This window comes from Kineococcus lubricus, assembly GCF_050871965.1.
Taxonomy (GTDB): Bacteria; Actinomycetota; Actinomycetes; order Actinomycetales; family Kineococcaceae; genus Kineococcus.
The window spans coordinates 186,383-211,737 of record NZ_JBJLSK010000003.1 but is presented as its reverse complement, the minus strand read 5'-3'; the positions used below and the strand labels follow the sequence as shown (position 1 = coordinate 211,737).

Here is a 25,355-nt window from a genome sequence, read left to right as displayed (position 1 = left end):
GGGTCTGGCCCCGGCGTCGGGGAACGCCTAACGTCCGGGCCGTGGTGGCACCCGAGGTGAGCGAGGAACAGCGACCGGTCCTGCTGACCGTGGACGACGATCCCGCCGTCTCCCGCGCCGTCGCCCGCGACCTGCGCCGCCGCTACGGCGGGGAGTACCGCGTCGTGCGGGCCGAGTCCGGCCCCGACGCGCTCGGCGCGCTGCGCGAGGTCAAGCTCCGCGGTGCCGCCGTCGCCGCCGTCCTCGCCGACTACCGGATGCCGCAGATGGACGGCGTCGAACTGCTCGAAGCGGCCGTGGACCTGTTCCCCTCCGCGCGCCGCGTCCTGCTGACGGCCTACGCCGACACCTCCGCCGCCATCCGCGCCATCAACGACGTCGACCTCGACCACTACCTGCTCAAGCCGTGGAACCCGCCGGAGGAGAAGCTCTACCCCGTCCTCGACGGGCTGCTCGAACGCTGGCGCGCCGAACCCGTCCGCCCGCCCGACGAGGTCGTCGTCATCGGCGACCGCTGGTCGGCGCGCTCCTTCGCCGTCCGCGACTTCCTCGCCCGCAACGAGGTCCCCTACCGCTGGCTGCTCGCCGGCCAGCCCGAGGCCGACCGGCTGCTCAGCGCCGCCGGCGCCTCGCAGCTGCCCGTCGTGCTGGCCCCCGTCGACGGGGCCTGCCCGGAGGTCCTCGTCGACCCCGACGACACGACCCTCGCCGACCACGTCGGGCTCACCACCCGCCCCCAGCGCGAGTTCTACGACCTCGCCATCGTCGGCGGCGGGCCCGCCGGGCTCGGGGCCGCCGTCTACGGCGCCTCCGAGGGGCTGCGGACCGTCCTCGTCGAGCAGCACGCCACCGGCGGGCAGGCCGGGCAGAGCTCGCGCATCGAGAACTACCTCGGGTTCCCCGACGGGCTCTCCGGGGCGCAGCTGGCCGACCGCGCCCGCCGCCAGGTCGCGAAGTTCGGCGCCGAGACCCTCACCGCCCGCACCGTCACCGGCCTGGAAGCGGTCGGCGGTTCCCGCGTCGTCCGGTTCGCCGACGGCACCAGCATCGCCGCCCACACCGTCCTGCTCGCCACCGGCGTCTCCTACCGGACGCTGGAGGGCCCCGGCCTGGCCGAGTTCACCGGCCGCGGCGTCTACTACGGCGCCGCCCTCAGCGAGGTGTCCGCCTGCGCCGACGAGGACGTGTACGTCGTCGGCGCCGCGAACTCCGCCGGGCAGTCCGCCGTGAACCTCGCCCGCTCGGCCCGCAGCGTCACGATGCTCGTGCGCGGCACCTCCCTGGAGACGTCGATGTCGGCGTACCTCATCGAGCAGATCGCGGCCCTGCCGAACGTCCACGTCCGCACCGGCACCGAGGTCGCCGCCGCCGCCGGGACCGACCGCCTCGAACGGATCACGTTGCGCCAGAAGGACACCGGTGAGGAGACCGAGGTGCCCGCGCACCACGTCTTCGTGTTCATCGGCGCCGCTCCCCGCACCGCCTGGCTCGACGGCGCCGTCGCCCGCGACGAGCACGGGTTCGTCCTGGCCGGGCCCGACCTCGTCGTCGACGGCGAGCGCCCCGCCCGGTGGCGGCCCGCGCGCGACCCCTACCACCTCGAGACGTCCATGCCCGGCGTCTTCGTCGCCGGCGACGCCCGCGCCGAGTCCGTCAAGCGCGTCGCCTCCGCCGTCGGCGAGGGCGCGATGGCCGTCATGCTCGTGCACCGCTACCTGGCGCAGCAGTGAACCCCCCGGCGAACCCCCCGGCGACGCGTACCGCGACCCGCGACGAGCTGCGCACCCTGTTCCTGTTCGCCGACCTGTCCGACGCGCAGCTGGACCGGCTCGCCGGCGCCGGGGACGTCGTGACCGCCGAACCCGGCTGGCTGTACCGGGAGGGCGAGCCCGCCACCTGCTTCCACGTCCTGCTCGACGGCCACGTCGGCCTGCACCACCACGGCGCCGGGGAGGACCTCGAGATCGGCCGCACCCGCCAGCGCGGCGTCTACGCCGGGGCCTGGGAGGCCTACCTCGGGGACGCCGCACCCGCCGGGTACACCTCCTCGCTGCGGGTGCTGGAACCCTCCACGTTCTTCGTGCTGCCCGCCGCGACGTTCGGCCAGGTCGTGCGCGAGTGGTTCCCGATGGCGGTGCACCTGCTGGAGGGCCTGCGCATCGGGCTGACCGAGAAGCAGCAGCTCACCAGCGCCCGCGAACGGCTGCTCGCCCTCGGGTCCCTCACCGCCGGGCTCACCCACGAGCTCGGCAACCCGGCCGCCGCGATGGCCCGCACCCTCGCCCAGCTCCAGGACGAGCTGCGCGCCCTGGAGGGCTCCGTGCGCGGGCTGCTGCCGCAGCTGCCGGTCGTCCCCGACCACGGCGCCGCGCCCGTCCCGACGGACCCGCTGCGCCGCAACGACGCCGAGGACGCGCTCGTCGACGCCCTCGACGAGCTCGGCGCCCCCGACCCCGACGACCTCGCCCCCGTCCTCGTCGAGCACGGCTTCGCCGCCGCCGACCTGCCCGCCGACCCCGGCACCGCGGCCTGGTTCGCCCGCACCGTCGCCGTCCGCTCCCTGGTCGCCGAGGCCGCCACCGCCTCCGCGCGGATCAGCGCCCTGCTGGCCTCGGCGGGGAACTACGCCCAGCTCGACCGCGCCCCGCAGCGCTGGGTCGACGTGCGCGAGCTCCTCGACGCCGCGATCTCCATGCTCGGCGCCGGGGCCGGCCGCGCCGTCGGGAACTCCCGCGTCAGCACCCGCTACGAGGACGTCCCGCAGGTCCTGGGGCACACCGGCGAACTCACCCAGGTCTGGACGAACCTGCTCGACAACGCCCTCGACGCCCTCGGACCCGGCGGCGGGCTCGTCACCGTCACCGTCCACCCCGACCGCGACGGCGTCTGCGTCGAGATCGCCGACGACGGCCCCGGCATCGACCCCGACGTCCTGCCCCGGGTCTTCGAGCCCTTCGTCACCACCAAGGACGTCGGGGAGGGCACCGGGCTCGGCCTCGACATCGCCTGGCGCGTCGTGGTGCACCGCCACCACGGCCGCATCGACGTCGAGAGCGTCCCCGGGAACACCGTGTTCCGCGTCTGGCTGCCCGTCGACCCCCCGGAGGAGACCCCGTGACCGACCAGATCGACCCCACCGCCGCCCCCAGCGGCCCCGGCTGCGCCGACTGCGAGACGGCCCAGCCGCAGGGCTGGTGGTTCCACCTGCGCCGCTGCGCGGCCTGCGGCCACGTCGGCTGCTGCGACTCCTCGCCCGCCCAGCACGCCCGCGCCCACGTCGCCGCCTCCGGGCACGGCGTCGTGCGCAGCTACGAACCCGGCGAGGAGTGGTTCTACGACTTCGCGACCGACCAGACGTACGCCGGCGGACCCGACCTCGCCCCGCCGCTGAACCACCCCGAGGACCAGCCCGCCCCCGGCCCCCGCGGCCGGGTCCCCGCGAACTGGACCACCCTCCTGCACTGACCCGCCCCGGGCGCGTACGGTCGGGGGGTGAAGTACCTGCTGATCGTCCTCGTGCTGGCCGTCGTCGCCTTCCTCGCCTACCGCCGCCTCAAGGGGTCCGGTTCGGCCCTGCGCGACGCCGACCCGCGCAAGCTCAGGGACGAGTTCCGGAAGAACTCCGGCGACTGACCCGCCGCCGCAGCACCAGCCCGGCCAGCGCCACCGCCGAACCGGTGGTGCCCAGCGTCATGTCCCCCAGCGTGTCCTCGTACGCGGTGCCCAGTTCCGTGCCGTGCCGGATGAACGTCCACCACTCCCCGAGCTCCCACAGCAGCGCCAGCAGCGCACCGCCCCCGACCGTCGCGACCGCCCCCGCCCACCGCGGCCGCACGTCGGCGACCCGCAGCACCAGCCCCAGGCCCAGCGTCAGCAGGCACCAGTTCAGGAAGTGCAGCAGGTCGTCCCACCACACGACCGTGTCGTACAGGTCCAGCGTGTTCCCCGAGACGTCGACTCCGAACGGCAGCATCACCAGCGTGAACCCGCCCCACGGGGCGGGCCGGGACCGGCGGTGCACCGCGAACCACACGGCCGGCACGAACAGCATCAGCAGCGGGTAGAACACCAGCCGCGCCCCGAACGCCTTGCCCTCGAACTGCGGCAGGTCGCTCGCGAACGTCGCCACCAGCAACTGCCCCACCGTCGCGGCCAGCACCACGGCCGCCGCGACCCACGAACGGCCGTGCGCCAGAACCATCCGGCGACCCTACTGCGGTTACCCTCTCCGACGGTCCGGCGCTCGCCGGGCCGCTCCCAGGGAGGGTGACGCGCGTGGCGGGTACGGGTTGGCGGCTGCACGGTGACGGACGGGCGGTCTCGCCGGGCGAGGTCGTCGCCCCCGACGAACGCCTCACGTGGGGCCGGACCGTCGGGATCGGCCTGCAGCACGTCGTCGCGATGTTCGGCTCCACCGTCCTCGTCCCGGCCCTGACGGGGTTCCCGGTCGCGACGACCCTGTTCTTCTCCGCGATCGGCACGGCCTTGTTCCTGCTGATCACCCGGAACCGGCTGCCCAGCTACCTCGGGTCGTCGTTCGCGTTCATCGCGCCCATCCTCGCCAGCTCCGCCGGCTCGGCCACCGGCGGCATCCTCGTCACCGGGGTGCTGCTCGCCGTCGTCGGCGTCGTCGTGCACCTCGCCGGGTCCCGGTGGATCGACGTCGTCATGCCGCCCGTCGTCACCGGCACCGTCGTGGCCCTCATCGGCCTCAACCTGGCCCCCGCGGCGTGGGGGACGACCGAGGACTCCGGGTTCCGCGCCGACCCCGTCACCGCCGTCACCACGCTGCTGGCCATCGCGCTGACCAGCGTCCTGTTCCGCGGGCTGCTGGGCCGGCTCGCGATCCTCGTCGGCGTCGTCGTCGGCTACGTCGTCGCCGCGCTGCGCGGGCTGGTGTCCTTCGACGCCGTCGAGAGCGCCTCCTGGGTGGGGCTGCCCACGTTCACCGCCCCGCACGTCGAGGTCTCCGACCTCGCCCTGTTCCTGCCCGTCGTGTTCGTCCTCGTCGCCGAGAACGTCGGGCACGTGAAGTCGGTGGCCGCGATGACGGGCAGGGACATGGACCCCCTCGCCGGCCGCGCCCTGGTCGCCGACGGCCTCGCCACCACCCTCGCCGGGCTCGGCGGCGGGTCGGGGACCACCACGTACGCCGAGAACATCGGCGTCATGGCCGCCACGAAGGTGTACTCCACCGCGGCCTACTGGGTCGCCGCCGCGGCCGCCCTCGTCCTGTCGTTCTCCCCGAAGTTCGGCGCCCTCGTCGGCTCCATCCCCGCCGGCGTCCTCGGCGGGGCGGCGACCCTGCTGTACGGGATGATCGGCGTCCTCGGCGCCCGCATCTGGGTGCAGAACAAGGTCGACTTCGCCGACCCGGTGAACCTCACGACCGCCGCCGTCGCGCTCATCGTCGGGATCGCGAACTACACCCTCACCACGTCGTCCGGGCTGACGTTCGAGGGCATCGCGCTCGGGACGGTCGCCGCGATCGGCCTGTACCACCTCATGCGGGCCGTCGGGCGGGCCCGGGGCACCACCACCGCCTGAGGGTCAGCGGCGGCCGGTGACGTGCAGCAGCACGTCACCGTGCTGCAGCGCCGCGACCTCGTGGAACAGCAGGGTCCGCCCCTCGCGCACCACCGCGAGCACCGGGAACCCCAGCTCCCCCGGGGCCCGGCCCACCTCCCCGGCCTGGACCGGCCGCTCGGTCAGGTCCAGGCCGCTGCCGAACGAGACGAGGTCCTCGACGACCTCCACGGAGGCGGGACTGCCCGCCGCCAGCCCCAGCAGCCGCCCCGACGTCTCGGACGTCACCACGATCGAGTCCGCCCCCGACTGCCGCAGCAGGTCGGCGTGCTCGACCTCGCGGGCCGTGGCGACGACGGTGGCCCGCGGGTTCAGCCGGCGCAGCGCCAGGGTCGCCAGGATGGCCGTGTCGTCCCGGTCGACGGCGACCACGACCGTGCGGGCCCGGTCGGCCAGCGCCGTCACGAACGTCTCCGAGCGGGTGACGTCACCGGTCACGCACAGGTAGCCGTCGCGGGAGGCGTCGGCGGTCGCCCCGGGGTTGCGGTCCACCACGAGGACCCGGTCGGCCGGGGTCCCCTTCTGCCGCAGTTCGCGGATCGCGTTGCGGCCCTTCGTGCCGTACCCCAGGACCAGGACGTGGTCGCGCATGCGGGCCCTCCACCGCGCGAGGCGGATCTCCTTGCGGGAGCGCTCGGTGAGCGCCTGGATGGTGGTGCCGACGAGGATGACGACGAACAGGATCCGCACCGGCGTGACGAACAGGGCGTTGACGAGGCGCGCGCTGTCGGTGACCGGGACGATGTCGCCGTAACCGGTCGTCGAGAGCGTGACCGTCGTGTAGTACAGGGCGTCCAGCGCCGACAGCGACCCGTCCACCCCGTCGCGGTACCCGCCGCGCTCGAGGAACACCACGCCCCAGGACAGCAGCACCAGGCCCAGCGCCAGGCTCAGCCGCAGCGCGATGGCGGCCAGCGGTGACACCGGGCGCCCGACGGGGAGACGCAGGCGCGCGTCGCGATCGGCCACGGTCCGAGTCTGCTGGATCACCGGCGCGCGCACACCCGGGGGGCTCGCGGTGCCAGGATGGGCGGCCGGAGCACGGACGAGGGGGCGGCGTGGGCGAGTACCGACCGAGGCCGGACGACACCGGGGCCTGGCAGGACCGGGACCCCGAGCGCGAGCGCCGGGAGTGGCGCCCCGCGCCGGCCCCCGTGCCGCCGTACCGGCCGCCGCACCAGCAGGTGCGGCCGGTCGTGCCCGTCCCGGCCAAGACGCCGGGCCTGGCCGTGCTGTTCTCGTTCCTGTGGCTCGGGGCGGGGAACTGCTACGCCGGTCAGGTCGGGCTCGGGGTGACGCTCGTCGTCGCGCAGGTGGTGTGCGCGCCGATCGCCGCGTTCCTCGCCGCGATCACGTTCGGTCTCTCCCTGGTGGTGACGGTGCCGATCTGGATCGCGGCGTTCGCCGTGTCCGCCGCCACCGGGTACTCCCGGTGCCGGGAGCACAACCGGTCCCTGGGGCTGCGCGACCGGTGAGGGGACGACGGAGGCCCCGTCCGCGTGGACGGGGCCTCCGGGTCGTGCGGGCGTCAGGCGGTGAGCTCGGCCGCGATGAGTTCGGCGATCTGCGCGGTGTTCAGCGCCGCCCCCTTGCGGAGGTTGTCGCCGCAGACGAACAGGTCGAGCGTGTTCGGGAAGTCCAGCGCCTGCCGGATGCGGCCCACCACGGTCGGGTCCCCGCCGACGGTGCCCGCTGGGGTCGGGAACACGCCGTTGGCGAGGTCGTCGCGCACCTCCACGCTCGGGGCGGCCTCCAGCGCGGCGGTCGCCTCGGCCACGGTGATCGGCCGCGCGAACGTCGCGTGCACCGCGAGGGAGTGGGTGGTCTGGACCGGCACCCGCACGCAGGTCGCGGAGACCTTCAGGTCCGGGATGCCGAGGATCTTGCGGGACTCGTTGCGGACCTTCAGCTCCTCGCTGGTCCAGCCGTCGTCCTTCAGCGAGCCCGCGACGGGGATCACGTTGAGGGCGAGGTGGGTCTGGAACGGGGAGTCGTCACCGAGCTTCTCGGAGATGACCTCCGCGGTGTCGCCGGCCCGCGAACCCAGCGTGCGCTGCCCCGCGACGACCTCGATCTCGTCGTACAGCCGGTCCACGCCGGGCTGGCCGGCGCCCGAGGCCGCCTGGTAGCTGGCGACGACGAGCTCGGTGAGCTGCCACTGCTCGTGCAGCGCGCCGAGGGCGTCCATCATCGTCAGCGTCGTGCAGTTCGGGTTCGCGATGATGCCCTTGGGGCGGTTGCGCGCGGCCGCGCCGTTGACCTCGGGGACGACGAGGGGGACCTCGTCGTCCATCCGGAAGGCGCCGGAGTTGTCGACGGCCACGGCGCCGCGCTCGGCGGCGATGGGCGCCCACACCGCGGACACCTCGTCGGGGACGTCGAACATCGCGACGTCGACGCCGTCGAAGACCTCCGGCGTCAGCTCCCGCACGACGACGTCCTCGCCGCGGACCTGCAGCACCTTGCCGGCCGAGCGGGCGGAGGCGACGAGACGGATCTCGCCCCACACGTCCGGGCGCTCGGAGAGGATGCCGAGCATGACGGTGCCGACGGCGCCGGTGGCGCCGACGACCGCGAGGGTGGGCTTGCGGGTGCTCATCGTCCGGTACCTCCGTAGACCACGGCTTCAGCTTCGGCGTCCAGGCCGAAGGCGGTGTGCACGGCGCGGACCGCGTCGTCGAGCTGGTCCGCGCGCGTCACGACGGAGATGCGGATCTCCGAGGTGGAGATCATCTCCAGGTTGATCTCCTTCTTCGCCAGCGCGTCGAAGAACGTCGCCGAGACGCCCGGGTGCGAGCGCATCCCGACGCCGATGAGCGACACCTTGCCGATCTGGTCGTCGTACTCGGTGCGCTCGAAACCGATCGCCGGCTTCACCTTCTCCAGTGCGCCGATCGCCGTCGCGCCCTCCGCCTTGGGCAGCGTGAACGAGACGTCGGTGCGGCCCGAGGCCCCCACCGAGACGTTCTGCACGATCATGTCGATGTTGATCTCGGCCTCGGCGACGGCCTTGAAGATCGCCGCGGCGGTGCCCGGGTTGTCCGGGACCCCGACGACGGTGATCTTGGCCTCGCTGCGGTCGTGCGCGACCCCGGAGATGATCGGCTGTTCCACGGGTTCCTCCCCGGTCTGGTGGGTGGCGAAGGCGGCGGGGATCGGGGAGTCGGTCACCCAGGTCCCCTCGTGCGGGCTGAAGGAGCTGCGCACGTGGATCGGCAGGTCGTAGTTCCGGGCGTACTCGACGCAGCGGAGCATGAGGATCTTGGCGCCGTTGGCCGCCATCTCCAGCATCTCCTCGCTGGAGATGCGGTTGATCTTCCGCGCGGTCGGCACGATGCGCGGGTCGGCCGTGAACACCCCGTCGACGTCGGTGTAGATCTCGCAGACGTCGGCCTTCAGCGCCGCGGCCAGCGCCACGGCCGTCGTGTCCGACCCGCCGCGGCCGAGGGTGGTGATGTCCTTCGTGTCCTGGCTGACGCCCTGGAAACCGGCGACGATCGCGATCGCGCCCTCGTCCAGCGCCGAGCGGATGCGCCCCGGGGTGACGTCGATGATGCGGGCCCGCCCGTGCGAGGAGTCGGTGATGACCCCGGCCTGCGAACCGGTGAAGGACCGCGCCTCCAGGCCCAGGTTCGAGATCGCCATGGCGAGGACCGCCATCGAGATCCGCTCCCCGGAGGTCAGCAGCATGTCCAGCTCGCGCGCGGGCGGCATGGGGCTGACCTGCTCGGCGAGGTCGATGAGCTCGTCGGTGGTGTCGCCCATCGCCGAGACCACCACGACGACCTCGTGGCCGGCGCGTTTGGTCGCGGCGATGCGTTTCGCCACGCGCTTGATGCCGTCGGCATCAGCGACCGAGGAACCGCCGAACTTCTGCACCACGAGAGCCACGACGAGCGATTCTACGGACACCGCCGGCGTGCTCCGGGCCGTGCTCAACCGCACGCCGACGGGCTGGGCAGTGTGCTCAGCGCCCGGTGCGATCGGAGCGGATCAGGGGCGCGATCAGGGGTGGAGCGCGTCGAACTCCGCGTCCGAGGCGGTGTCGGCGTCCACGTCCAGCCGCAGGTGGGACAGCAGCGACTGCAGGACGCGCAGCGCCGCCGTGGCCCGCGGGCCCCACGAGGACAGGTACGAGAACTGCCACCACCACAGGGCCTCGGTGAGGTCCCCGCGCTCGTGGTGGCGCAGGCCGTGCTCGAGGTCGGCCGCCACCGACGTCAGGTCGTCCGACAGCGCCCCCCGCACGAGGGCGGCGTTGGTCAGGGGGTCCACGACGTCGGCGTAGTCGTCCAGGCCCTCCAGGACGTTCGCCAGGCTCGCGCGCACCGGGTCGACGTCGGGGTCGGGGCCGGCGTCCGGTTCGAAGCGGCGGGCGGGGACGACGTCGTCGACGGCCCCGAGCCGGGCCCCGGTGACCAGCGTCTGGCTGACGGCGAGCAGCAGCACCGACAGCGAGCTGGAGTCCAGCCGGCCCGTCGCGACCTCGGTGACGGTCGTCAGGTACGCGCGCACCTCGGCGGCGGTGGTGTCGGCGAGCCGCGCGAGGTCCTCGCCGACCGCTTCGGTGCGGTTGCTCTCACCCATCGAGGGACCTCCGTCCAGCGAACGCCCGGCCGAGCGTCACTTCGTCGGCGTACTCCAGGTCGCCGCCGACCGGCAGGCCGGAGGCCAGACGGGTCACCTTCAGCCCCATGGGCTTGAGCAGCCGCGCCAGGTACGTGGCGGTCGCCTCGCCCTCGAGGTTCGGGTCCGTCGCGATGATCGTCTCGGTCACCTGCCCGTCGGACAAGCGGGACAGCAGCTCGCGCATCCGCAGGTCGTCCGGACCGACGCCCTCCATGGGGCTGATCGCACCGCCCAGCACGTGGTAGCGGCCGCGGAACTCGCGCGTCTTCTCGATCGCGACGACGTCCTTGGACTCCTCCACGACGCAGATGACGCTCGGGTCCCGGCGCGGGTCGCGGCACACCCGGCACAGCTCCTCCTGGGCCACGTTGCCGCAGACCGCGCAGAACCGGACGCGGCTCTTGACCTCGGTGAGGACCTGCGCGAGCCGCCGCACGTCGGCCGCGTCCGCGGCCAGCAGGTGGAACGCGATGCGCTGAGCGCTCTTGGGCCCCACGCCGGGGAGCCGACCGAGCTCGTCGATCAGGTCCTGGACGACTCCTTCGTACACGCCACGAGACTACGTGCCCGCTCGGACACGGACGGCCACCCGCCGGCCACCCGCGCGGTCGCCCGCCCGGTCGCCGCCGCTCAGTCGTCGGTCGACAGGACCTTGCCGCCGAGGATCTGCTCCACGACCGCGATGCCCGTCAGCGTGGACTCCTCGGCGTCGGCGTCGTCCCGGCTGGGGGTGTCGTCCTCCACCGCGACCGGCGCCGGGGTGGGAGCGGGGGCGGCGGGCGGCTCGGAGCGCCGCGGCCGGGACAGCTGCTCCTCGCCCGGGTCCTCGACGGGTTCGGTCGGCGGCGGGACGTCGGCGTAGTAGTCGTTCTGCGCCGGGGCGGGTGCGGCCGGTGCCGGGGTGCGCGGCGCGGCAGCGCGCGGGGGCGCCGCCACGGGCTGCGGGGCGGCCTGCTGCGGCGGCGCGGCGGGGGCCTGCTGCCGCGGCGCCTGCTGCTCGGGGGCCGCCGGGCCCCACCCGCCGCGCGAGGGGCGCTGCGGGGCGGCCCGCCCGGCGCCGGCGTCACCGCCCCCGGCGGCCTGCACCTTCGCCTCGATGCCGGTCACCTGGAACAGCGCCTCGGCGACGTACCCCGCGTCGTTGCCGCGGGTGAACCGGGCCGCGAGCTGGGGGGAGCGGAACTGCAGGGTCAGCACGCCCCCGCGGAAGTCCGCGACGGTCGCGTTCTCGGCGACCAGCGACCACGTGAGCCGCTTGAGGCTGAACAGCTTGCCCAGCACGTCGGTCCACAGGCGGCGGACCGTCTCGGCGTCGCCCCCGGCCGCCGGGGCGGACGGGGCCGGGGCCTGCACGTGCACCGGCGGTGCGTCCGGGGCCGCGGGCCGCGCGGCCGGCGGCGAGCCACCGGGGGTGCGCGCGGACGGCCAGTCGCCCGCGACCGGCTCACGGGCGGGGGCGGGGGCGGGGGCGGGGGTCGGGTCGGTCGGCGTCGGGGTGGGAGCGGGGGTGGGAGCGGGGGTGGGGGCCGGGGTGGCCTCCCGGGCGGGGGGTGCGGCCGGCGGGACCGGGGCGGCGACGGGGGCCGGCGCCGCGAGGGGGAGGCCGCCGCCGGCGCCGATCCGCCGCTCCAGCCGGTCCAGCCGGGTGCCGAGGCCGCCGTCGGCGTCCGCGCCCGGCAGCAGCAGCCGCGCGCACAGCAGCTCCAGCTGCAACCGCGGGGAGGTCGCCCCCGTCATCTGCTCCAGCCCCGCGGCCACGACGTCGGCCGCGCGGGACAGCTCGGCGCGGCCGAGGTGCGCGGCCTGCGCCTGGAGGCGCTCCAGGGCGTCCTCGGGGACGGCGAGCGCGTCCCCGGCCGAGTCCCCGACCGCGGCGACGATGACGAGGTCGCGCAGCCGCTGGAGGAGGTCGTCGGCGAAGCGGCGCGGCTCCTGGCCGGTGTCGACGACCCGCTCGACCGCGCGGAAGACCGTGGCCGCGTCCCCGGCCGCGACAGCCTCCACCACGTCGTCGAGCAGCGAGGCGTGCGTGTACCCCAGCAGCGCGACCGCGATGTCGTACGTGACGCCCTCGTCGCCGGCCCCGGCGATGAGCTGGTCCAGGACCGACAGGGTGTCGCGGACCGACCCGCCCCCCGCGCGCACGACGAGCGGCAGGACGCCCTTGCCGATCCGGACGCCCTCCTTCTCGGCCAGCTCGGCCAGGTACGCCGTGAGCTGCGCGGGCGGCACCAGCCGGAACGGGTAGTGGTGGGTGCGCGAGCGGATGGTCGTCAGGACCTTGTCCGGCTCGGTGGTGGCGAAGACGAACTTCACGTGCGGCGGCGGCTCCTCGACCGTCTTGAGCAGCGCGTTGAAGCCCGCGGCCGTGACCATGTGGGCCTCGTCGAGGATGTAGACCTTGAAGCGGTCGCGCGCGGGGGCGAAGGAGACCCGCTCGCGCAGGTCGCGGGCGTCGTCGACGCCGTTGTGGCTGGCCGCGTCGATCTCGACGACGTCGATGCTGCCGGGGCCGCCGTTGGCCAGGTCGGTGCACGAGTCGCAGACCCCGCAGGGCGTGGGCGTGGGGCCCTGGGCGCAGTTCAGGCAGCGCGCCAGGATGCGGGCGCTGGTCGTCTTGCCGCAGCCGCGCGGCCCGGAGAACAGGTAGGCGTGGGTGACCCGGCCCTTGGCGAGGGCCTGCATCAGCGGGGTGGTGACGTGTTCCTGGCCGATGACCTCGGCGAAGGCCTCGGGCCGGTAGCGGCGGTACAGCGCGGTCGTCACGGGGTCGAGGCTAACGCCGTCCGGCGACACGACCGGCGGGTCGCGGGAACGGGCTGCGGGACGAAGGGACCCCCCGCACACCCGCCAGAGCCCATCTACCCTTGCTGCCTTCCGGCCCTGGGGGGGTTTGACGGGGTGACGCCGCACGAGGGGTCTGGGACCACCGTACGACACGGCCCGTCCCGGGGTCCAACCGCCCCCGCCCGGACGGGGGAGGACACGGGGTGGTCGAGAGCACTCGTCACGGCGCGCTACGCTGGTGGCACTGGAGGATTCGCCTAGTGGCCTATGGCGCACGCTTGGAAAGCGTGTTGGGTTAACGCCCTCAGGGGTTCAAATCCCCTATCCTCCGCCGCGCGAGGCCCGTCCCGGACACGTTCCGGGGCGGGCCTTCGTCGTCCCGCCCCGCGACGGGGCCGGGGACACCCGGCGCGGTGACCGCCCGTGAGCTGCGCTCACGCCTAGACTCTCGCGCTGTGATCTTCCAGGCCGTCGGCGAAGGACGTCCCTACCCCGACCACGGGTACGAGACGACGAGCCAGTGGTCGAAGGTCCCGCCCCGGCAGGTCCGGCTGGAGGAGCTGACGACCACCAAGCGGACCCTGGACCTCGACGCGCTCCTCGCGGAGGACTCCACGTTCTTCGGCGACCTGTTCGCGCACGTGGTGTCCTGGCGCGGGCGGCTGTACCTGGAGGACGGGCTGCACCGCGCGGTGCGGGCCGCGCTGCACCAGCGCCAGGTCCTGCACGCGCGGGTGCTCACGCTGCCGGACTGACGATCGAGCACGGGGACCGAGGGGGAACGGTGGCACGCGAGCACGACGGGCGCGAGGAGCACGAGGCGGACGGGGTGGACGCCGACGACCACGTCGACGAGCGGGTGCTGCCCGACGTCGAGGACGACCTCGACGAGGAGTCGTACCGGCGGCTGGCCCAGCGGCGGCGCACCCGGCTGGTGCGCCAGCGCGTCGTCTTCGCCGTCGTGGTGGCGCTGGTGCTCGCCGTCGGCGGCGGCGCCTACCTGGTGTGGAGCGACCGCTGGCAGCCCGGGGGGACGGCGACCCCGTCGGCGGCCGCGACGCCCAGCTGCGCGCCCGCGGCGCCCCCGGCGCTGCTGACCCCGGGGGAGGTGACGCTCGACGTCCTCAACGGGACCGACCGCCGGGGCCTGGCGGCCGCGGTCGCCGGCGAGCTGCGCACCCGCGGCTTCGTGGTGGGCACCGTGGGCAACGCGCCGACGCCGACGGGGCCGGGGACGGCCCTGGTGACGTACCCGGCCGCCGCGGTGCAGCAGGCCGTCACGGTGGCGGCCCGGCTTCCGGAGGTCCAGCTCGTCGAGGACCCGGCCGCGACGGTCGTCACGGTGAGCCTGGGCGACGGGTACCAGGCGCTGCTCGCCGAGGACGCCCTCGTCCCCCCGGTGCCCGCGAACGCCCAGCCGACCTGCTGACGCCCCGCACGACGAAGGGCCCCGGGGGAACCCCCGGGGCCCTTCGCCCTCACTGCGGTGACGGTGGGATTTGAACCCACGGAGGAGTTGCCCCCTCACACGCTTTCGAGGCGTGCTCCTTAGGCCGCTCGGACACATCACCTTGGTGCCCGACCAGGGTACACGCCGGCGGGCGGTGCCTCCGGTCAGCCCCTGCGCTCGGCGAAGAAGGCGTCCAGCAGGGCCCGGCACTCGTCCGCGCGGACACCGCCGGCGACCTCGGCGACGTGGTTCAGCCGGGGGTCGCGCACGACGTCGCGCAGGGAACCGGCCGCGCCGAACCGCTCGTCCCAGGCCCCGAACACCAGCCGGTCCACCCGGGACAGCACCGTCGCCCCCGCGCACATGACGCACGGTTCGAGCGTCACGACGAGCGTGCACCCGCTGAGCCGCCACTGCCCGTGCCGCGCGGCCGCGGCCCGCAGCGCGAGCACCTCGGCGTGCGCGGTGGGGTCGTTCGCGGCCTCCCGCTCGTTGCGGCCCACCCCCAGGACCTCGCCGCCGGCGTCGACGACGAGCGCCCCCACGGGGACGTCACCGGTGGGCAGGCAGCCGCGGGCCTGCTCCAGGGCCGTCCCCATCCAGTCCGACCACCGGGCCGGGACGGCCAGCCCGCTCAGCGCAGCGACTCCAGGACGTCGGCGAACCCGAGCAGTTCCCCGATCTCGACCGTGGCCTCGGCGGGGTCGACGCCGGAACCGGACAACCGCAGCAGGACGTCCGCGGGGCACCCGAGGTCGGCGAGCAGTTCGGGGTCGCCGGCCCACACGTCCTCGGCGACGGCCGGTTCGGGCCGCGGCTCCTGCGCGCCGGTCCCGCCCTCGTCGTCGTCCCCGGCGCCGTCCTCGTCGTCCTGGCCGGTGGCCCCGGCCCGGTCGCCGGCCGTGGGCAGTTCGGCGAACAGCGGCGCGTAGGCGCTCTCGGCCGCCGCGACCGCGTCGGAGACGAACACCCTCACGTCGATGGGGCCGTCGGTCCGCACGACCGCGAACCACTCGTCCTCGCGTTCAAGGACGGCCAGGACGGGGGCGTCGGGGGAGCCGGAGCCGTCGACGGCCCCGCGCAGGACGTCGCCGAGCTCGTCGGGGGAACCGGCCTCGAGGTCGACGTCCACCGGACGCCAGTCGAGGCCGGGACCGTCGCCGGAGCCGTCGCCGGAACCGTGGGGGGAGAGCACTGCGGTGAAGTACGCCACGGGCCCATCGTGGCAGGAGCCGACCGGCCGGGGCCACCACCGCAGTTCGCCGGGGGCCCGGAGCGGCGTATTTTGGTGCTCCATGCGCCTGTCCGTCATCGACCACCCCCTCGTCGCCCACAAACTGACCGCGTTGCGGGACCGTGGCACCGATTCCCCGACGTTCCGGCGCCTCGCCGACGAGCTCGTCACCCTGCTGGCCTACGAGGCCACCCGCGACGTCGCGGTCGAGCCGCACCCCATCACCACCCCCGTCGGGCCGACCACCGGCGTGCGGATCCGGTCGCCCAAACCGATCGTCGTGCCGATCCTGCGGGCCGGGCTCGGGATGCTCGACGGCATGGTGCGGCTGCTGCCCACCGCCGAGGTCGGGTTCCTCGGGATGATCCGCGACGAGCAGACCCTCCAGGCCACGACCTACGCGAACCGGCTGCCCGACGACCTCACGGGCCGGCACTGCTTCGTGCTCGACCCGATGCTGGCCACCGGGGGAACCCTCGTGGCGTCCATCACGTACCTGCTCGAACGCGGCGCGCAGGAGGTCACGGCGTTGTGCCTGCTGGCCGCCCCCGAGGGCATCGAGGTCGTGCGCTCGGCCTTCGACGACCACGCGCAGGTCACGGTCGTCACCGCCGCGGTCGACGAGCGCCTCGACGAGAACGGGTACATCGTGCCGGGCCTGGGGGACGCGGGGGACCGCCTGTACGGCGTCGTGTGACCCTTCCCCCGCACCCCGGAGCCCCGTGCCGAGCAGATCGCGGCGCGGGGCTTCGTGCTGAGCGGCGTTTCCGGCAGGATGTCCCCCGATCAGCTCAGCTTTGTCCGCACTCCGTGAGGTACGACGAGCGTTCGGTGGAACGCGGGAAGGAGCCGGCCCGTGAAGTGGCGCCGAGTTCTGTGGTGGGTGCTGGTGGTCTTCGCCGTCTACGCGGTCTACCGGTCCCCCGACCAGGCGGCCGGTTTCGTCCGCAGCGTCGGTGAAGGGCTGGGGACGGCGGTCAGGAGCATCGCGGACTTCTTCGACGGGTTGCTGAGCTGAAGCGCGACCCGCGTCACGACGGGCAGCCCGAGGACCCCGACGACCAGGGCCGCGAGCTCGTGATGTTCTCCGGCACCCGGCTGCGGAAGTCGGCGCGGGACGGCACCTGGCGCGTCGTGCGGCCCGCCGACGACGAGCACCACCTGCCCGGCCTCGAGGACGACCCCCTGCCCGGCGGGGCGGACGAGGACGACGACGAGGACGGGGCGGGGACCCCGGGCCGGGTGGCCGGGACGGCGCACGACCCCCTGTGGGAACGCCCCCCGGCGCGGGTGCGCCGCTACGTGCTGGACACCGAGAAGAGGCTGGTGTGCCTGCGCCGGCACCTCGTGGTGCTGGCCGAACCGGTCTTCAGCTGCGTCGCCGGGCTCGTCCTGTGGCTGTGGCTGGTCGTGCGCATCGACGACGTCCCGCACCTGCCGAACGTCCTGTTCGCCGGCTGGCTCTGCCTGCTGGCGCGGGCGGTCTGGAAGTGGTTGCAGTGGCGCGGTGACTGGTTCGTCGCGACCGACAAGCGGTTGCTGCTGACCTACGGCGTCGTGAAGCGCCAGGTCGCCATGATGCCGCTGACGAAGGTCACCGACATGAGTTACCACCGTTCGCTGCTCGGCCGGTTCCTGGGCTACGGCGAGCTGGTGATGGAATCGGCCGGGCAGAACCAGGCCCTCAGCGACGTCGACCGGCTGCCGATGCCGGACCAGGTGTACGTGCGCATCTGCGAGCAGTTGTTCGGGGAGGTCGGGGCCGCTGACACGCCGCCCCGGCAGGGTTCACGGGTGCGGCGGCTGGCCCGCAGGGTGGTGCCGCGGCGCTCGCGCTGACGGCCGGCCGGCGAGGCCGAACCGTCCCGGACGTGCGACAGGGGGCGCGGTCGTGAAGACCGCGCCCCCTGTCGCACGTCCAGGGTGGACTCAGCTCACTGAGCGGCCTTGAACTGGTCGATGATCGTCGAGGAGATCGGGCCGCGCGGGGCGACGGCGATCCCGTTGGCGGCGGCCCACTCGCGCACGGCGCGGGCGTCCACGGCGGCGCTGGAGGCCGGGGCGGACTTCTTGGCGGTGGTCTTCTTGGCGCTGGTCTTCTTGGCGGCCGGCGCGGGAGCCGGGGCCGGCGCCTCGGCGGCGGTTTCCTCGACCGGGGCGGGAGCCGGGGCCGGGGTGGACTTCTTGGCGGTGGCCTTCTTCGCCGGGGCGGCGCTCTTGGCGGGAGCGGCGTTCTTGGCCGGGGCGGCCTTCTTCGCCGGGGCGGCGCTCTTGGCGGGGGCGGCGTTCTTGGCCGGGGCGGCCTTCTTCGCCGGGGCGGCCGCCGGAGCAGCGGCAGCGGTACCGGCCAGCGCGGCGGGGAGGTCCTCCCACGTCACGTTGGTGGCGGCCTTGGCGGTCGCCGGGTTCCACGAGACACCGTTCGCGTTCACCGTGAAGGTGCCGATCTTGCGACCGTTCCGCTTGACGGGGATCTCGAGGTCGACGGCACCGACGGGCAGTTCGGTGGCCACCTTCAGTGCGACGTCGTGACTTGCCATGCTGGGCTCCCGGGGGAAGTGGGCTGGATAATACTGAGTCAATGAAACCACAGTTCCCTCGGAGTTCGCGCACCGGAGCGTGGATTCTCCGGTGAGTTCCACCCTTCTTGCGGTATGGGGCCGGGGAGTTGTCCCGGCCTTCGAACGTGAACGGTTCACGGCGCCGGGAACCCGTTCCCCGGCGGGTTATGGCGGTGTTCCCGCGGGGGGTTCGCCCCCGAACGGGGCGGGGTGACCGGGGTGCGCCGGAGTTGTCGGGACGTCGCGGCCGCGTCGCGGTGGTCCTGGCGGAGGGTTGTGCCGGCGTTGTCCCGGCGTTGTCCGGGCGTTGTCCGGGCGTCGCCCCGGGTTGTGCGGGGGAGTTCTCGGCGGGTTGTCCGGGGTGTTGTCCCGGGGTTGTTCCCGGGGTGTGCCCGGGGCCGTCCCGGGGTTGTCGCCGAGATCGGCGGACGGGGCCGGCGCACGGGCCGGCGGCGGGGACCGGCGGGTGGGGACCGGCGGGTGGGGAGTCGCACGGCCACCGGTCCGCGCGGCCCGGTGGCCCGGGACCGGACCGGGCGGGGTCGTGACCTCCGCGGGCCGGGGCCGGGGCCGGGGCCGGGGCCGGGGGTCGGTGAGGGCGTCGAGGTGGACCGGGGAGCGGCTCCGGGGGAGCGCCGACCCGCCCGGCCGGCCGCCGCGCGGTACCGGGCCGGGCGGCGACCGGCCCGGGTCGGCGTGGAGAGCCGGGACGGGGCGGGAACGCGAGAAGGCCCCCGGCGGTGCCGGGGGCCTTCTCGTCGTGCAGGTGTGCGCCCGAAGGGATTCGAACCCCTAACCTTCTGATCCGTAGTCAGATGCTCTATCCGTTGAGCTACGGGCGCGTCCGGCGCGCCGTGACGCGCTGACTGGACCTACTGTAGCGGGCTTCGGCCCGCGTCACCAATCGACTGCGGCGCAACGCTTCCAGGGCTGCTGATCGGGGCTGCGGGGGGCGCTGGGGGGTCCCCGGGAAGCGGCGAGGGCCCCGGTCGCGGTGTGCGACCGGAGCCCTCGACCCTGGCGGAGGCGGCGGGATTTGAACCCGCGAGGGGGTGTTAGCCCCCAACCCGCTTAGCAGGCGGGCGCACTAGGCCACTATGCGACGCCTCCAACGTCATGAAGGCTAGCAGCCCGTGACGTGCGAGCATCACCGACGATGACCGACAACGTGCCCGAGCCCGAGTCCTCGTCGTCCGGCGGTGCCGCCGGCGTCCCCGCCGCCCGCGGCGGCCACCTCGCGCGGCGCGCCCTCCTGGCCGGTGGCGGGGCCGTCGTCGTGGCCGGCGCCGGGGCCGGCGCCTGGTGGCTGGCGACCGGCCGCGACGACCCCGCGCAGGACGTGCGCGCCGCGGCGCAGGAGCTGGCCGACGCCTGGTCGGGCCCCGGGCTGGCCTCCGCGGGCCTGGTCTCCGCCCCCGCGGACGTCGAGGCGGAGTACGCGCGCCTGACCGGGTCGCTGGCCTCCCCCGCGCCCGCCGTCACGGTCGCCTCCGTCGACGCCGACGACGCGGGGGAGGGCACGGCGCGGGCCGCCCTCGACGTCCTGTTCGACCTCGCCGCCGCGCACGGCGCCCCGCCCGGGGCGGTCCTCCGCTACCGCACCACCGCCCGGTTCACGCGGCAGGACGACGGTTCCTGGCGCCCGGTGTGGGAACCCGCCCTCGTCCACCCGGCGCTGGCCTCCGGGGCCACCTTCGTCGTGGACCGCACGGTCCCGGCGCGCGCCGACGTCCTGGGCCGCGACGGTTCCCCCGTCGTCACCGCCACCGACGTCGTGCGGGTGGGGGTCCAGCCCTCGCGCACCGGCGACCCGGTGGCGACGGCGAACGCCCTGGGCGCGGCCCTGGGGGTCGACGCCGCCGCGCTGGCGACCCGCGTGCAGCAGGCGTCCCCGGACGCGTTCGTCGACGTCATCACCTTGCGGCGCAGCGACTACGACGCCCAGCGGGCCGTCCTGCAGCCGATCCCCGGGGCGGTCTTCGCGGAGTCCACGCTGCCGCTGGCACCGACCCGGGGTTTCGCCCGCTCCCTGCTCGGCGGCGTCGGCCAGGTCACGGCCGAGATCGTCGAGGGTTCCGCCGGCCGCTACGTGGCCGGGGACGTCGCGGGGTTGTCGGGGTTGCAGCGGACCTACGACGAACGGCTCGCGGGCCGGGTCGGGATCGCCGTCCAGGCGCAGGGCGGCAGCGACGCCACCTCGGTGGAACTGTTCCGGGTGGCGGCCGTGCCCGGCCAGACCGTGGCGACGACCCTCGACGCGGCCGTGCAGCGCGCCGCCGACGACGCCCTGGCGGCCAGCCCCGCCGACGCCGCGCTCGTCGCGGTCGACGTCGCCACCGGCGCCGTCGTGGCGGTCGCCAACCACCCCGTCGACGGCGGGGACCGCGCGCTCACCGGGCGTTTCCCGCCGGGGTCGACGTTCAAGGTCGTCACGACGCTGGCGCTGCTGGCGAACGGCCTGGACGTGGGGGAGACGGTGCCCTGCCCGCCGACGTACACCGTCGAGGGGCGCTCGTTCTCGAACTTCGAGGACGAGGCCTTCGGTGAGGTGCCGTTCCGCACGGACTTCGCCCGCTCCTGCAACACGGCCTTCGCCGGGCTCAGCGTGCGGCTGGGCGACGACGACCTGCCCCGCGCCGCGGCCGAGCTGGGTGTGGGCGCGGAGTGGGCGGCCGGGGCGGACGCCTTCCCCGGGACGGTGCCCAGCGCCACGTCGGCCGTCGACCTGGCGGCCGCCAGCTTCGGGCAGGGCCGCACGCTCACCTCGCCGCTGGCGATGGCGGTCGCCGCGGCCTCGGTCGCGGCGGGGGAGCTGCGGCGGCCCACGGTCGTCACCGACCCCGCCGTCGCCGAACCCTCCGCGCCGGCGTCGGCGGCGGACCCGGCGCTGCTGGGGGTCGTCGGCGGGCTCATGCGCGACGTCGTCACCGCCGGGACGGCCACCGTCCTGGCGGACGTGCCGGGGGCACCGGTGCACGCCAAGACGGGCACGGCCGAGCACGGCACCGCCGTGCCGCCGGCCACGCACGCGTGGACGATCGGCTACCAGGGCGGGCTGGCGTTCTCGGTGTTCGTCACCGAGGGGGTCAGCGGCGGGTCGGTCGCGGCGCCGCTGGCGCGGGACTTCCTGGTCCGCCTGGCCGCGGCCGGGGGGTACACCGGGGATTCCTGAGCCGGTTCCTGTGCGGGTCCGGTGAGCGTCCTTCGAGGAACGGGCCGGCTTCGGCACGAAATCTCCGCCACATGCGGCGAAGGAATTGCCAACCGCCCCCACGAGGGGTGAGGATGCTGCAGTACGCCCTGTGGGCTACACGCGGGCCCGGCTCATCCCCCCCGAGCCGGACCGTCGACGGCCCCCGCTCCCCCCCAGCGGGGGCCGTCTCCTTTCTCCCGCGGATCCGCGCGGGCCGGACCGCGCGACGCCGCGGTCCCCACAGGCCCCCTCCCCGTTCTCGCCGTCCACAGGACGCGACCGGCGGCGCCGGCGGTCGCACCGCCTCCCGCACGGTGGTCCCCCCGACCACCGCCGAGGAGGCCACCGTGCCCGTCCGCCCCCCGCTCCGCACCTCCCGCCGACGCCCGGCGACCACCCCCCTCAGCCGCCCCGGGACCGTGCGGCTGCTCACCGACGACCCCGAGCTCACCGCCGCGGTCAGCAGGCTGGCGGCCGCGGCCGGGTGCCCGCTGCGACGCGACGGTGACCCCGCTGTGGACCCCGCTGTGGACCCCGCCGACGACGACCCCGACGAGGGGGCCCCGGCCGTCGCCCTGGTCGTCGCGGGGGTCGACGCCGACCCCGCCGCCCTGTCCCGCGCCCGCGCCGGCGGGACCCCGGCCGTCGTCGTGGGCCACGCCCCGCTGCCCGGCGGCTGGTGGCAGGAGGCCGCCGCCCTCGACCCCGACCACGCCGTCGTCCTGCCCGAGGCCCAGGACTGGCTGCTGGAGCGCCTGTCCGACGTGGCCGACGGCGTCGGCGGGCGCGGCCCCGTGCTCGGCGTCGTGGGCGGGACGGGGGGCGCGGGGGCCAGCGTCCTGGCCGCGGCCCTGGCCCGGGCGCTGGCCGACACCGTCGGCGGGTGCCTGCTCGTCGACGGCGACCCGCGCTCGGGCGGGCTGGACCTGCTCGTCGGCGGCGACGCCCTGCCGGGCCTGCGCTGGGCCGACCTGGCGGGCGTGCAGGGCCGGCTGGCGCCCCAGGTGCTGCGCTCGGCCGTGGACGTCGGCGGCGGGCTGCACGTCCTGCCCTGCGACCGCGACGGCGGCGGCGGCCCGGACCCGGCGCAGGTGTGGACCGTCGTGGACGCCGCGCGGCGCGCGTTCCCGGCGACGGTGGTGGACCTGCCCCGCGGCGGCCTGGACGGCTTCGCCCCGGTGCTCGGCGCCTGCGCCGAGCTGCTCGTGGTGACCCCGGGCACCACCCGCGGGGCCGCGGCCGCCTGCGTGGTCCTCGACGAGCTGCGGGCGGCGGGGGTGGGCGAGGTGCGCCTCGTCGTGCGCGACGTCGGCGCCGGGGCCGACCCGGACGACGTCGCCGACGCGGCCGGGGCGGCGCTGGCCGGGGTCGTGCGGCCCGACCGGGACCTCGACGCGGCGCTCGAGCTCGGCGAGGGCGTCCCCGGGGGCCGGCGCAGCGGTCTGCGGGCGTTCGCGATGGCCTGCGCCCGCGACTGGGCGGCCGGCGCGTGAGGACGGCCGACGACGACTCCGCGCGAAACTCCGCCCGCGACTTCGCCCGCGACGTCGAACGGGTCCGGGACCGCCTCGCCCGCGACGGCGCCGACCCCGGGCCCGGTGCGGTCGCCGCCGCCGCGCGGGCCGAGGGCGTCGTGCTGGGGGCCGCGGACCTGCTGCGGCTGCTGGACGCCGTCGGGGCCGCCGTGGCCGGCGCGGGCCGCCTGCAGCCGCTGCTGCGCGCGCCCGGGACGACCGACGTGCTGGTCAACGGCGGCGGGGAGGTCTGGGTCGACGACGGTCGCGGGCTGCGGCGGGCCGACCTCGCCCTGGCCGGGGAGGAGGAGGTCCGCGCCCTCGCGGTCCGGCTGGCCGCCACCGCCGGCCGCCGCCTGGACGAGGCCAGCCCGTTCGTCGACGCCCGACTGGGCGACGGGACCCGGTTGCACGCCGTGCTGCCGCCGCTGGCCCCCGACGGCACCCACCTGAGCCTGCGGGTGCCGGCCGTGCGCCGCTTCGGCCTCGAGGAGCTGGAGCGGTCCGGGGCCGTCCCCGCCGCGGTGGGGGCGGTGCTGCGCGCCGTCGTCGCGCGGCGGCTGTCGTTCCTGGTCAGCGGCGGGACCGGCAGCGGCAAGACGACGCTGCTGCAGGCGATGCTCGGGCTGGTCCCCGGCACCGAGCGCGTCGTGGTCGTGGAGGACTCCGGGGAGCTGCGGCCCGACCACCCGCACGTCGTCCGGCTCGAGGCCCGGCACGGCAACGTCGAGGGCCGCGGGGCCGTCGGCCTCGACGACCTCGTCCGGCAGGCGCTGCGCATGCGTCCCGACCGGCTCGTCGTGGGCGAGTGCCGCGGCGCGGAGGTCCGGGACCTGTTGGCCGCGCTGAACACCGGTCACGCCGGGGGCGCCGGGACCGTGCACGCGAACGCGGCCGCCGACGTGCCCGTGCGGCTGCACGCGCTCGCCGCGACCGCCGGCGTCGAGGCGGCCGTCGTGGACGCGCAGCTGCTCGCCGGGGTCGACGTCGTCGTCCACGTCCGCCGTCGCGGGCGCGGGCGGGAGGTCGCCGAGGTGGGGGTCGTCGCCGGGGAGCGCGGACGGGCCGTGGTGCTGCCGGCGCTGCTGGTGGACCCGGACGGCCGCCTGCGGGCCGGCCCCGGCCGCGACCGGCTCCAGGTGCGCCTGGGCGTGCCGGTGGACGCGCCGGACGCCCCGTGAACGCCCCGCTGCTGGTCGCCGGTCTGCTCCTGGCGGCGGGGCTGACCGGCACCGCCCCCGTGCGCGGGACGCCGCACCGGCCGTGGGCCGCGACGTCGAGGTCGAGGTCCTGGCCGTCGGCGCGGCCCGCGCGGCGGCGGCCCGCCCCGGCCGGCCCCGACGACCTGGTGGGGGCGCGCGTCGCCGAGCGCGCCGCGGCGCTGCTGCGTGCCGGGGTGCCCCCGGCGACCGCCTGGGAGCACGCGGGGGACCACGCGGGGGACCACGCGGGGGACGGGGTTCCTCCTGCCGTGCGGGCCGTGCGGCGGCTCGTCGCCGACACCGGCGCTCCCGCCGCCGAGGCCCTGGAGGCCTGCGCGGCCGGGCTGCGGGCCGACGCCGCCGCCCGCGCCGCCCTGCGCACCGCGCTGGCGGGGGCGCGCGTCAGCGCCCGCACCGTCTCGGCCCTGCCCCTGCTCGGCCTCGTCCTCGGCGCGGCCCTGGGCGCCCCGCCGTGGCAGACCCTGACCGGGTCGACGGCGGGCCGGGTCTGCGCCGCGGTGGGCGTCGTGCTCCTCGTGGCCGGGCACCGGTGGAGCAGCCGGCTGGTCACCGCCGCCGGCCGGGCCGTGCGGTGACGGCCGCCGCGCCGTGCGTGGCGGTGCTGCTGGCCGCCGCCGTCCTCGTCCGCGGTGACGGCGGCGGGGACGGTGGCCCGCCGCGGCTGCCCCCGTGGGTCCGGCGTCCCCGGCGCAGCGGACCGCCCCCGCCGCAGGCCGACGCCGCCCTGCTCTGCGACCTCGTGGCGGCCGCCGTCGGCGCCGGGCTGCCGCCGGGGCGCGCCCTGACCGCCGCGCTGGAGGCGCTGGCGCGGGAGGGGTACGCGCGCGTCCCGGAGCTGGACCGGGCCGCGGTGCGGCTGTCCTGGGGGCAGGACCCGCAGGAGTTCGCGGACGCGCTCGGGACGGGCCCGTGGGACGACCTCGCCGAGCCCCTGCTGCTGTCGGCGCGCACCGGGGCCCCGGCCGCGTCCCTGCTGAGCTCGGCGGCCGGTGCGCGTCGCGCCCGGCGCCGGTGGGAGGCCGAGGCCGCCGCGGCCCGCCTGTCGGCCACCCTCGTCCTGCCCCTGGGGTTGTGCACGCTGCCCGCGTTCCTCCTCCTCGGGGTCGTCCCCGTCGTCCTCGGCCTGGCCCGGGAGGTCCTGTCGTGACGCCGCGGTCCCCACACCGGCTCCCGGTCCC

The 25,355-nt window shown here is 75.8% G+C and carries 26 protein-coding genes, 4 tRNA genes and 1 other RNA gene; 17 read left to right on the top strand and 14 right to left on the bottom strand.

Annotated features, from left to right (window positions below; all coding sequences use genetic code 11):
* Nucleotides 1-41 precede the first annotated feature (41 nt).
* The 4 genes from ACRYRX_RS03675 to ACRYRX_RS03660 are packed head-to-tail and all read left to right on the top strand — an operon-like array spanning nt 42 to nt 3,633.
* Complete coding sequence (locus ACRYRX_RS03675; RefSeq protein WP_432510447.1) at nt 42-1,730, top strand: NAD(P)/FAD-dependent oxidoreductase; 1,689 nt, start codon at nt 42-44, stop codon at nt 1,728-1,730.
* Complete coding sequence (locus ACRYRX_RS03670) at nt 1,727-3,118, top strand: sensor histidine kinase (protein WP_432510446.1); 1,392 nt, start codon at nt 1,727-1,729, stop codon at nt 3,116-3,118. Before ACRYRX_RS03675 ends, ACRYRX_RS03670 begins: the two co-directional genes overlap by 4 nt.
* Nucleotides 3,115-3,465: a UBP-type zinc finger domain-containing protein gene (locus ACRYRX_RS03665; RefSeq protein WP_432510445.1), complete on the top strand. Its 351-nt coding sequence runs from the start codon at nt 3,115-3,117 to the stop codon at nt 3,463-3,465. The genes ACRYRX_RS03670 and ACRYRX_RS03665 overlap by 4 nt, the downstream gene beginning before the upstream one ends.
* A gap of 27 nt (nt 3,466-3,492) precedes the next feature.
* The gene (locus ACRYRX_RS03660) at nt 3,493-3,633 is read left to right on the top strand and encodes a hypothetical protein (protein ID WP_432510444.1); all 141 of its coding nucleotides are present in this window, start codon (nt 3,493-3,495) and stop codon (nt 3,631-3,633) included.
* On the opposite strand, the gene ACRYRX_RS03655 is transcribed toward ACRYRX_RS03660, so the two are convergent.
* Complete coding sequence (locus ACRYRX_RS03655; protein ID WP_432510443.1) at nt 3,599-4,201, bottom strand: hypothetical protein; 603 nt, start codon at nt 4,199-4,201, stop codon at nt 3,599-3,601. The genes ACRYRX_RS03660 and ACRYRX_RS03655 overlap by 35 nt on opposite strands.
* Nucleotides 4,202-4,275: 74 nt before the next feature.
* On the opposite strand from ACRYRX_RS03655, the gene ACRYRX_RS03650 reads away from it, so the two are divergent.
* A complete protein-coding gene (locus tag ACRYRX_RS03650; protein ID WP_432510442.1) occupies nt 4,276-5,547 on the top strand; it encodes a uracil-xanthine permease family protein in 1,272 nt (423 codons plus the stop codon).
* A 3-nt stretch (nt 5,548-5,550) separates the two neighbouring features.
* Here the strand turns inward: ACRYRX_RS03650 and ACRYRX_RS03645 are convergent, their stop codons facing one another.
* The gene (locus ACRYRX_RS03645; RefSeq protein WP_432510441.1) at nt 5,551-6,555 is read right to left on the bottom strand and encodes a potassium channel family protein; all 1,005 of its coding nucleotides are present in this window, start codon (nt 6,553-6,555) and stop codon (nt 5,551-5,553) included.
* An 89-nt stretch (nt 6,556-6,644) separates the two neighbouring features.
* Here ACRYRX_RS03645 and ACRYRX_RS03640 point away from each other — a divergent pair, with 89 nt between their 5' ends.
* The gene (locus tag ACRYRX_RS03640) at nt 6,645-7,061 is read left to right on the top strand and encodes a hypothetical protein (RefSeq protein WP_432510440.1); all 417 of its coding nucleotides are present in this window, start codon (nt 6,645-6,647) and stop codon (nt 7,059-7,061) included.
* Between the two features lie 53 nt (nt 7,062-7,114).
* Here ACRYRX_RS03640 and ACRYRX_RS03635 read toward each other — a convergent pair whose 3' ends face one another.
* From ACRYRX_RS03635 to ffs, 6 genes are all read right to left on the bottom strand, one after another.
* A complete protein-coding gene (locus tag ACRYRX_RS03635) occupies nt 7,115-8,185 on the bottom strand; it encodes an aspartate-semialdehyde dehydrogenase (RefSeq protein WP_432510439.1) in 1,071 nt (356 codons plus the stop codon).
* A complete protein-coding gene (locus ACRYRX_RS03630; RefSeq protein WP_432510438.1) occupies nt 8,182-9,477 on the bottom strand; it encodes an aspartate kinase in 1,296 nt (431 codons plus the stop codon). Before ACRYRX_RS03630 ends, ACRYRX_RS03635 begins: the two co-directional genes overlap by 4 nt.
* Nucleotides 9,478-9,591: 114 nt before the next feature.
* Entirely contained in the window at nt 9,592-10,173 is a 582-nt protein-coding gene (locus ACRYRX_RS03625; RefSeq protein WP_432510437.1) for a DUF5063 domain-containing protein, read from the bottom strand.
* Entirely contained in the window at nt 10,166-10,765 is a 600-nt protein-coding gene (gene recR / locus ACRYRX_RS03620; protein ID WP_432510436.1) for a recombination mediator RecR, read from the bottom strand. The genes ACRYRX_RS03625 and recR overlap by 8 nt, the downstream gene beginning before the upstream one ends.
* An 80-nt stretch (nt 10,766-10,845) precedes the next feature.
* Nucleotides 10,846-12,981 carry a DNA polymerase III subunit gamma and tau gene (locus ACRYRX_RS03615; protein ID WP_432510435.1) on the bottom strand — a complete coding sequence of 712 codons (2,136 nt, stop codon included), beginning with the start codon at nt 12,979-12,981 and terminating at the stop codon, nt 10,846-10,848.
* 61 nt (nt 12,982-13,042) lie between these two features.
* Nucleotides 13,043-13,139: signal recognition particle sRNA small type (gene ffs / locus ACRYRX_RS03610), an RNA gene on the bottom strand.
* A 109-nt stretch (nt 13,140-13,248) separates the two neighbouring features.
* Here ffs and ACRYRX_RS03605 point away from each other — a divergent pair.
* From ACRYRX_RS03605 to ACRYRX_RS03595, 3 genes are all read left to right on the top strand, one after another.
* Nucleotides 13,249-13,333, top strand: a tRNA-Ser gene (locus tag ACRYRX_RS03605).
* Between the two features lie 124 nt (nt 13,334-13,457).
* Nucleotides 13,458-13,757 (top strand): type II toxin-antitoxin system VapB family antitoxin, encoded by a 300-nt coding sequence (locus tag ACRYRX_RS03600; RefSeq protein ID WP_432510434.1) that lies wholly within the window; start codon nt 13,458-13,460, stop codon nt 13,755-13,757.
* 29 nt (nt 13,758-13,786) lie between these two features.
* A complete protein-coding gene (locus ACRYRX_RS03595; RefSeq protein WP_432510433.1) occupies nt 13,787-14,431 on the top strand; it encodes a LytR C-terminal domain-containing protein in 645 nt (214 codons plus the stop codon).
* A gap of 55 nt (nt 14,432-14,486) precedes the next feature.
* On the opposite strand, the gene ACRYRX_RS03590 is transcribed toward ACRYRX_RS03595, so the two are convergent.
* The 3 genes from ACRYRX_RS03590 to ACRYRX_RS03580 form a co-directional block, all read right to left on the bottom strand.
* Nucleotides 14,487-14,573 (bottom strand) — tRNA-Ser (locus ACRYRX_RS03590).
* Between the two features lie 43 nt (nt 14,574-14,616).
* Nucleotides 14,617-15,051, bottom strand: coding sequence for a tRNA adenosine(34) deaminase TadA (gene tadA / locus ACRYRX_RS03585; protein WP_432510432.1), 435 nt, complete (start codon nt 15,049-15,051; stop codon nt 14,617-14,619).
* 35 nt (nt 15,052-15,086) lie between these two features.
* Nucleotides 15,087-15,665, bottom strand: a complete 579-nt coding sequence (locus tag ACRYRX_RS03580) for a tRNA adenosine deaminase-associated protein (protein WP_432510431.1) — start codon at nt 15,663-15,665, stop codon at nt 15,087-15,089.
* Nucleotides 15,666-15,747: 82 nt separating this feature from the next.
* Here ACRYRX_RS03580 and upp point away from each other — a divergent pair, with 82 nt between their 5' ends.
* The 3 genes from upp (at nt 15,748) to ACRYRX_RS03565 (ending at nt 17,525) form a co-directional block, all read left to right on the top strand.
* A complete protein-coding gene (upp, locus tag ACRYRX_RS03575) occupies nt 15,748-16,383 on the top strand; it encodes a uracil phosphoribosyltransferase (protein WP_432510429.1) in 636 nt (211 codons plus the stop codon).
* 159 nt (nt 16,384-16,542) lie between these two features.
* The gene (locus tag ACRYRX_RS03570; RefSeq protein ID WP_432510428.1) at nt 16,543-16,704 is read left to right on the top strand and encodes a hypothetical protein; all 162 of its coding nucleotides are present in this window, start codon (nt 16,543-16,545) and stop codon (nt 16,702-16,704) included.
* A gap of 62 nt (nt 16,705-16,766) precedes the next feature.
* Nucleotides 16,767-17,525: a PH domain-containing protein gene (locus ACRYRX_RS03565; RefSeq protein ID WP_432510427.1), complete on the top strand. Its 759-nt coding sequence runs from the start codon at nt 16,767-16,769 to the stop codon at nt 17,523-17,525.
* 95 nt (nt 17,526-17,620) lie between these two features.
* Here the strand turns inward: ACRYRX_RS03565 and ACRYRX_RS03560 are convergent, their stop codons facing one another.
* The 3 genes from ACRYRX_RS03560 to ACRYRX_RS03550 all read right to left on the bottom strand — a co-directional run bounded on the left by ACRYRX_RS03560 (nt 17,621) and on the right by ACRYRX_RS03550 (nt 19,357).
* Entirely contained in the window at nt 17,621-18,226 is a 606-nt protein-coding gene (locus tag ACRYRX_RS03560) for an Lsr2 family DNA-binding protein (protein ID WP_432510426.1), read from the bottom strand.
* A 790-nt stretch (nt 18,227-19,016) separates the two neighbouring features.
* A tRNA-Arg gene (locus ACRYRX_RS03555) sits at nt 19,017-19,089 on the bottom strand.
* A gap of 176 nt (nt 19,090-19,265) precedes the next feature.
* Nucleotides 19,266-19,357: transfer RNA gene (locus tag ACRYRX_RS03550), tRNA-Ser, on the bottom strand.
* A gap of 46 nt (nt 19,358-19,403) precedes the next feature.
* On the opposite strand from ACRYRX_RS03550, the gene ACRYRX_RS03545 reads away from it, so the two are divergent.
* The 5 genes from ACRYRX_RS03545 (at nt 19,404) to ACRYRX_RS03525 (ending at nt 25,324) form a co-directional block, all read left to right on the top strand.
* On the top strand, nt 19,404-21,419 hold the full coding sequence (locus tag ACRYRX_RS03545; RefSeq protein WP_432510425.1) for a penicillin-binding transpeptidase domain-containing protein: 2,016 nt from the start codon (nt 19,404-19,406) through the stop codon (nt 21,417-21,419).
* Nucleotides 21,420-21,787: 368 nt separating this feature from the next.
* The gene (ssd, locus tag ACRYRX_RS03540) at nt 21,788-22,933 is read left to right on the top strand and encodes a septum site-determining protein Ssd (protein ID WP_432510424.1); all 1,146 of its coding nucleotides are present in this window, start codon (nt 21,788-21,790) and stop codon (nt 22,931-22,933) included.
* A complete protein-coding gene (locus tag ACRYRX_RS03535; protein WP_432510423.1) occupies nt 22,930-24,135 on the top strand; it encodes a TadA family conjugal transfer-associated ATPase in 1,206 nt (401 codons plus the stop codon). The genes ssd and ACRYRX_RS03535 overlap by 4 nt, the downstream gene beginning before the upstream one ends.
* Entirely contained in the window at nt 24,132-24,752 is a 621-nt protein-coding gene (locus tag ACRYRX_RS03530) for a hypothetical protein (RefSeq protein ID WP_432510422.1), read from the top strand. The genes ACRYRX_RS03535 and ACRYRX_RS03530 overlap by 4 nt, the downstream gene beginning before the upstream one ends.
* The gene (locus ACRYRX_RS03525; protein WP_432510421.1) at nt 24,749-25,324 is read left to right on the top strand and encodes a type II secretion system F family protein; all 576 of its coding nucleotides are present in this window, start codon (nt 24,749-24,751) and stop codon (nt 25,322-25,324) included. The genes ACRYRX_RS03530 and ACRYRX_RS03525 overlap by 4 nt, the downstream gene beginning before the upstream one ends.
* Nucleotides 25,325-25,355: the final 31 nt, after the last annotated feature.

Bases quoted from the DNA above. Each gene is read 5' to 3' on its own strand.
- tadA (WP_432510432.1), bottom strand. From the start codon at position 15,051: ATGGGGACGGCCCTGGAGCAGGCCCGCGGCTGCCTGCCCACCGGTGAC.
- ACRYRX_RS03635 (WP_432510439.1), bottom strand. From the start codon at position 8,185: ATGAGCACCCGCAAGCCCACCCTCGCGGTCGTCGGCGCCACCGGCGCC.
- ACRYRX_RS03655 (WP_432510443.1), bottom strand. From the start codon at position 4,201: ATGGTTCTGGCGCACGGCCGTTCGTGGGTCGCGGCGGCCGTGGTGCTG.
- ACRYRX_RS03625 (WP_432510437.1), bottom strand. From the start codon at position 10,173: ATGGGTGAGAGCAACCGCACCGAAGCGGTCGGCGAGGACCTCGCGCGG.
- ACRYRX_RS03545 (WP_432510425.1), top strand. From the start codon at position 19,404: ATGACCGACAACGTGCCCGAGCCCGAGTCCTCGTCGTCCGGCGGTGCC.
- ACRYRX_RS03560 (WP_432510426.1), bottom strand. From the start codon at position 18,226: ATGGCAAGTCACGACGTCGCACTGAAGGTGGCCACCGAACTGCCCGTC.
- ACRYRX_RS03565 (WP_432510427.1), top strand. From the start codon at position 16,767: ATGTTCTCCGGCACCCGGCTGCGGAAGTCGGCGCGGGACGGCACCTGG.
- upp (WP_432510429.1), top strand. From the start codon at position 15,748: ATGCGCCTGTCCGTCATCGACCACCCCCTCGTCGCCCACAAACTGACC.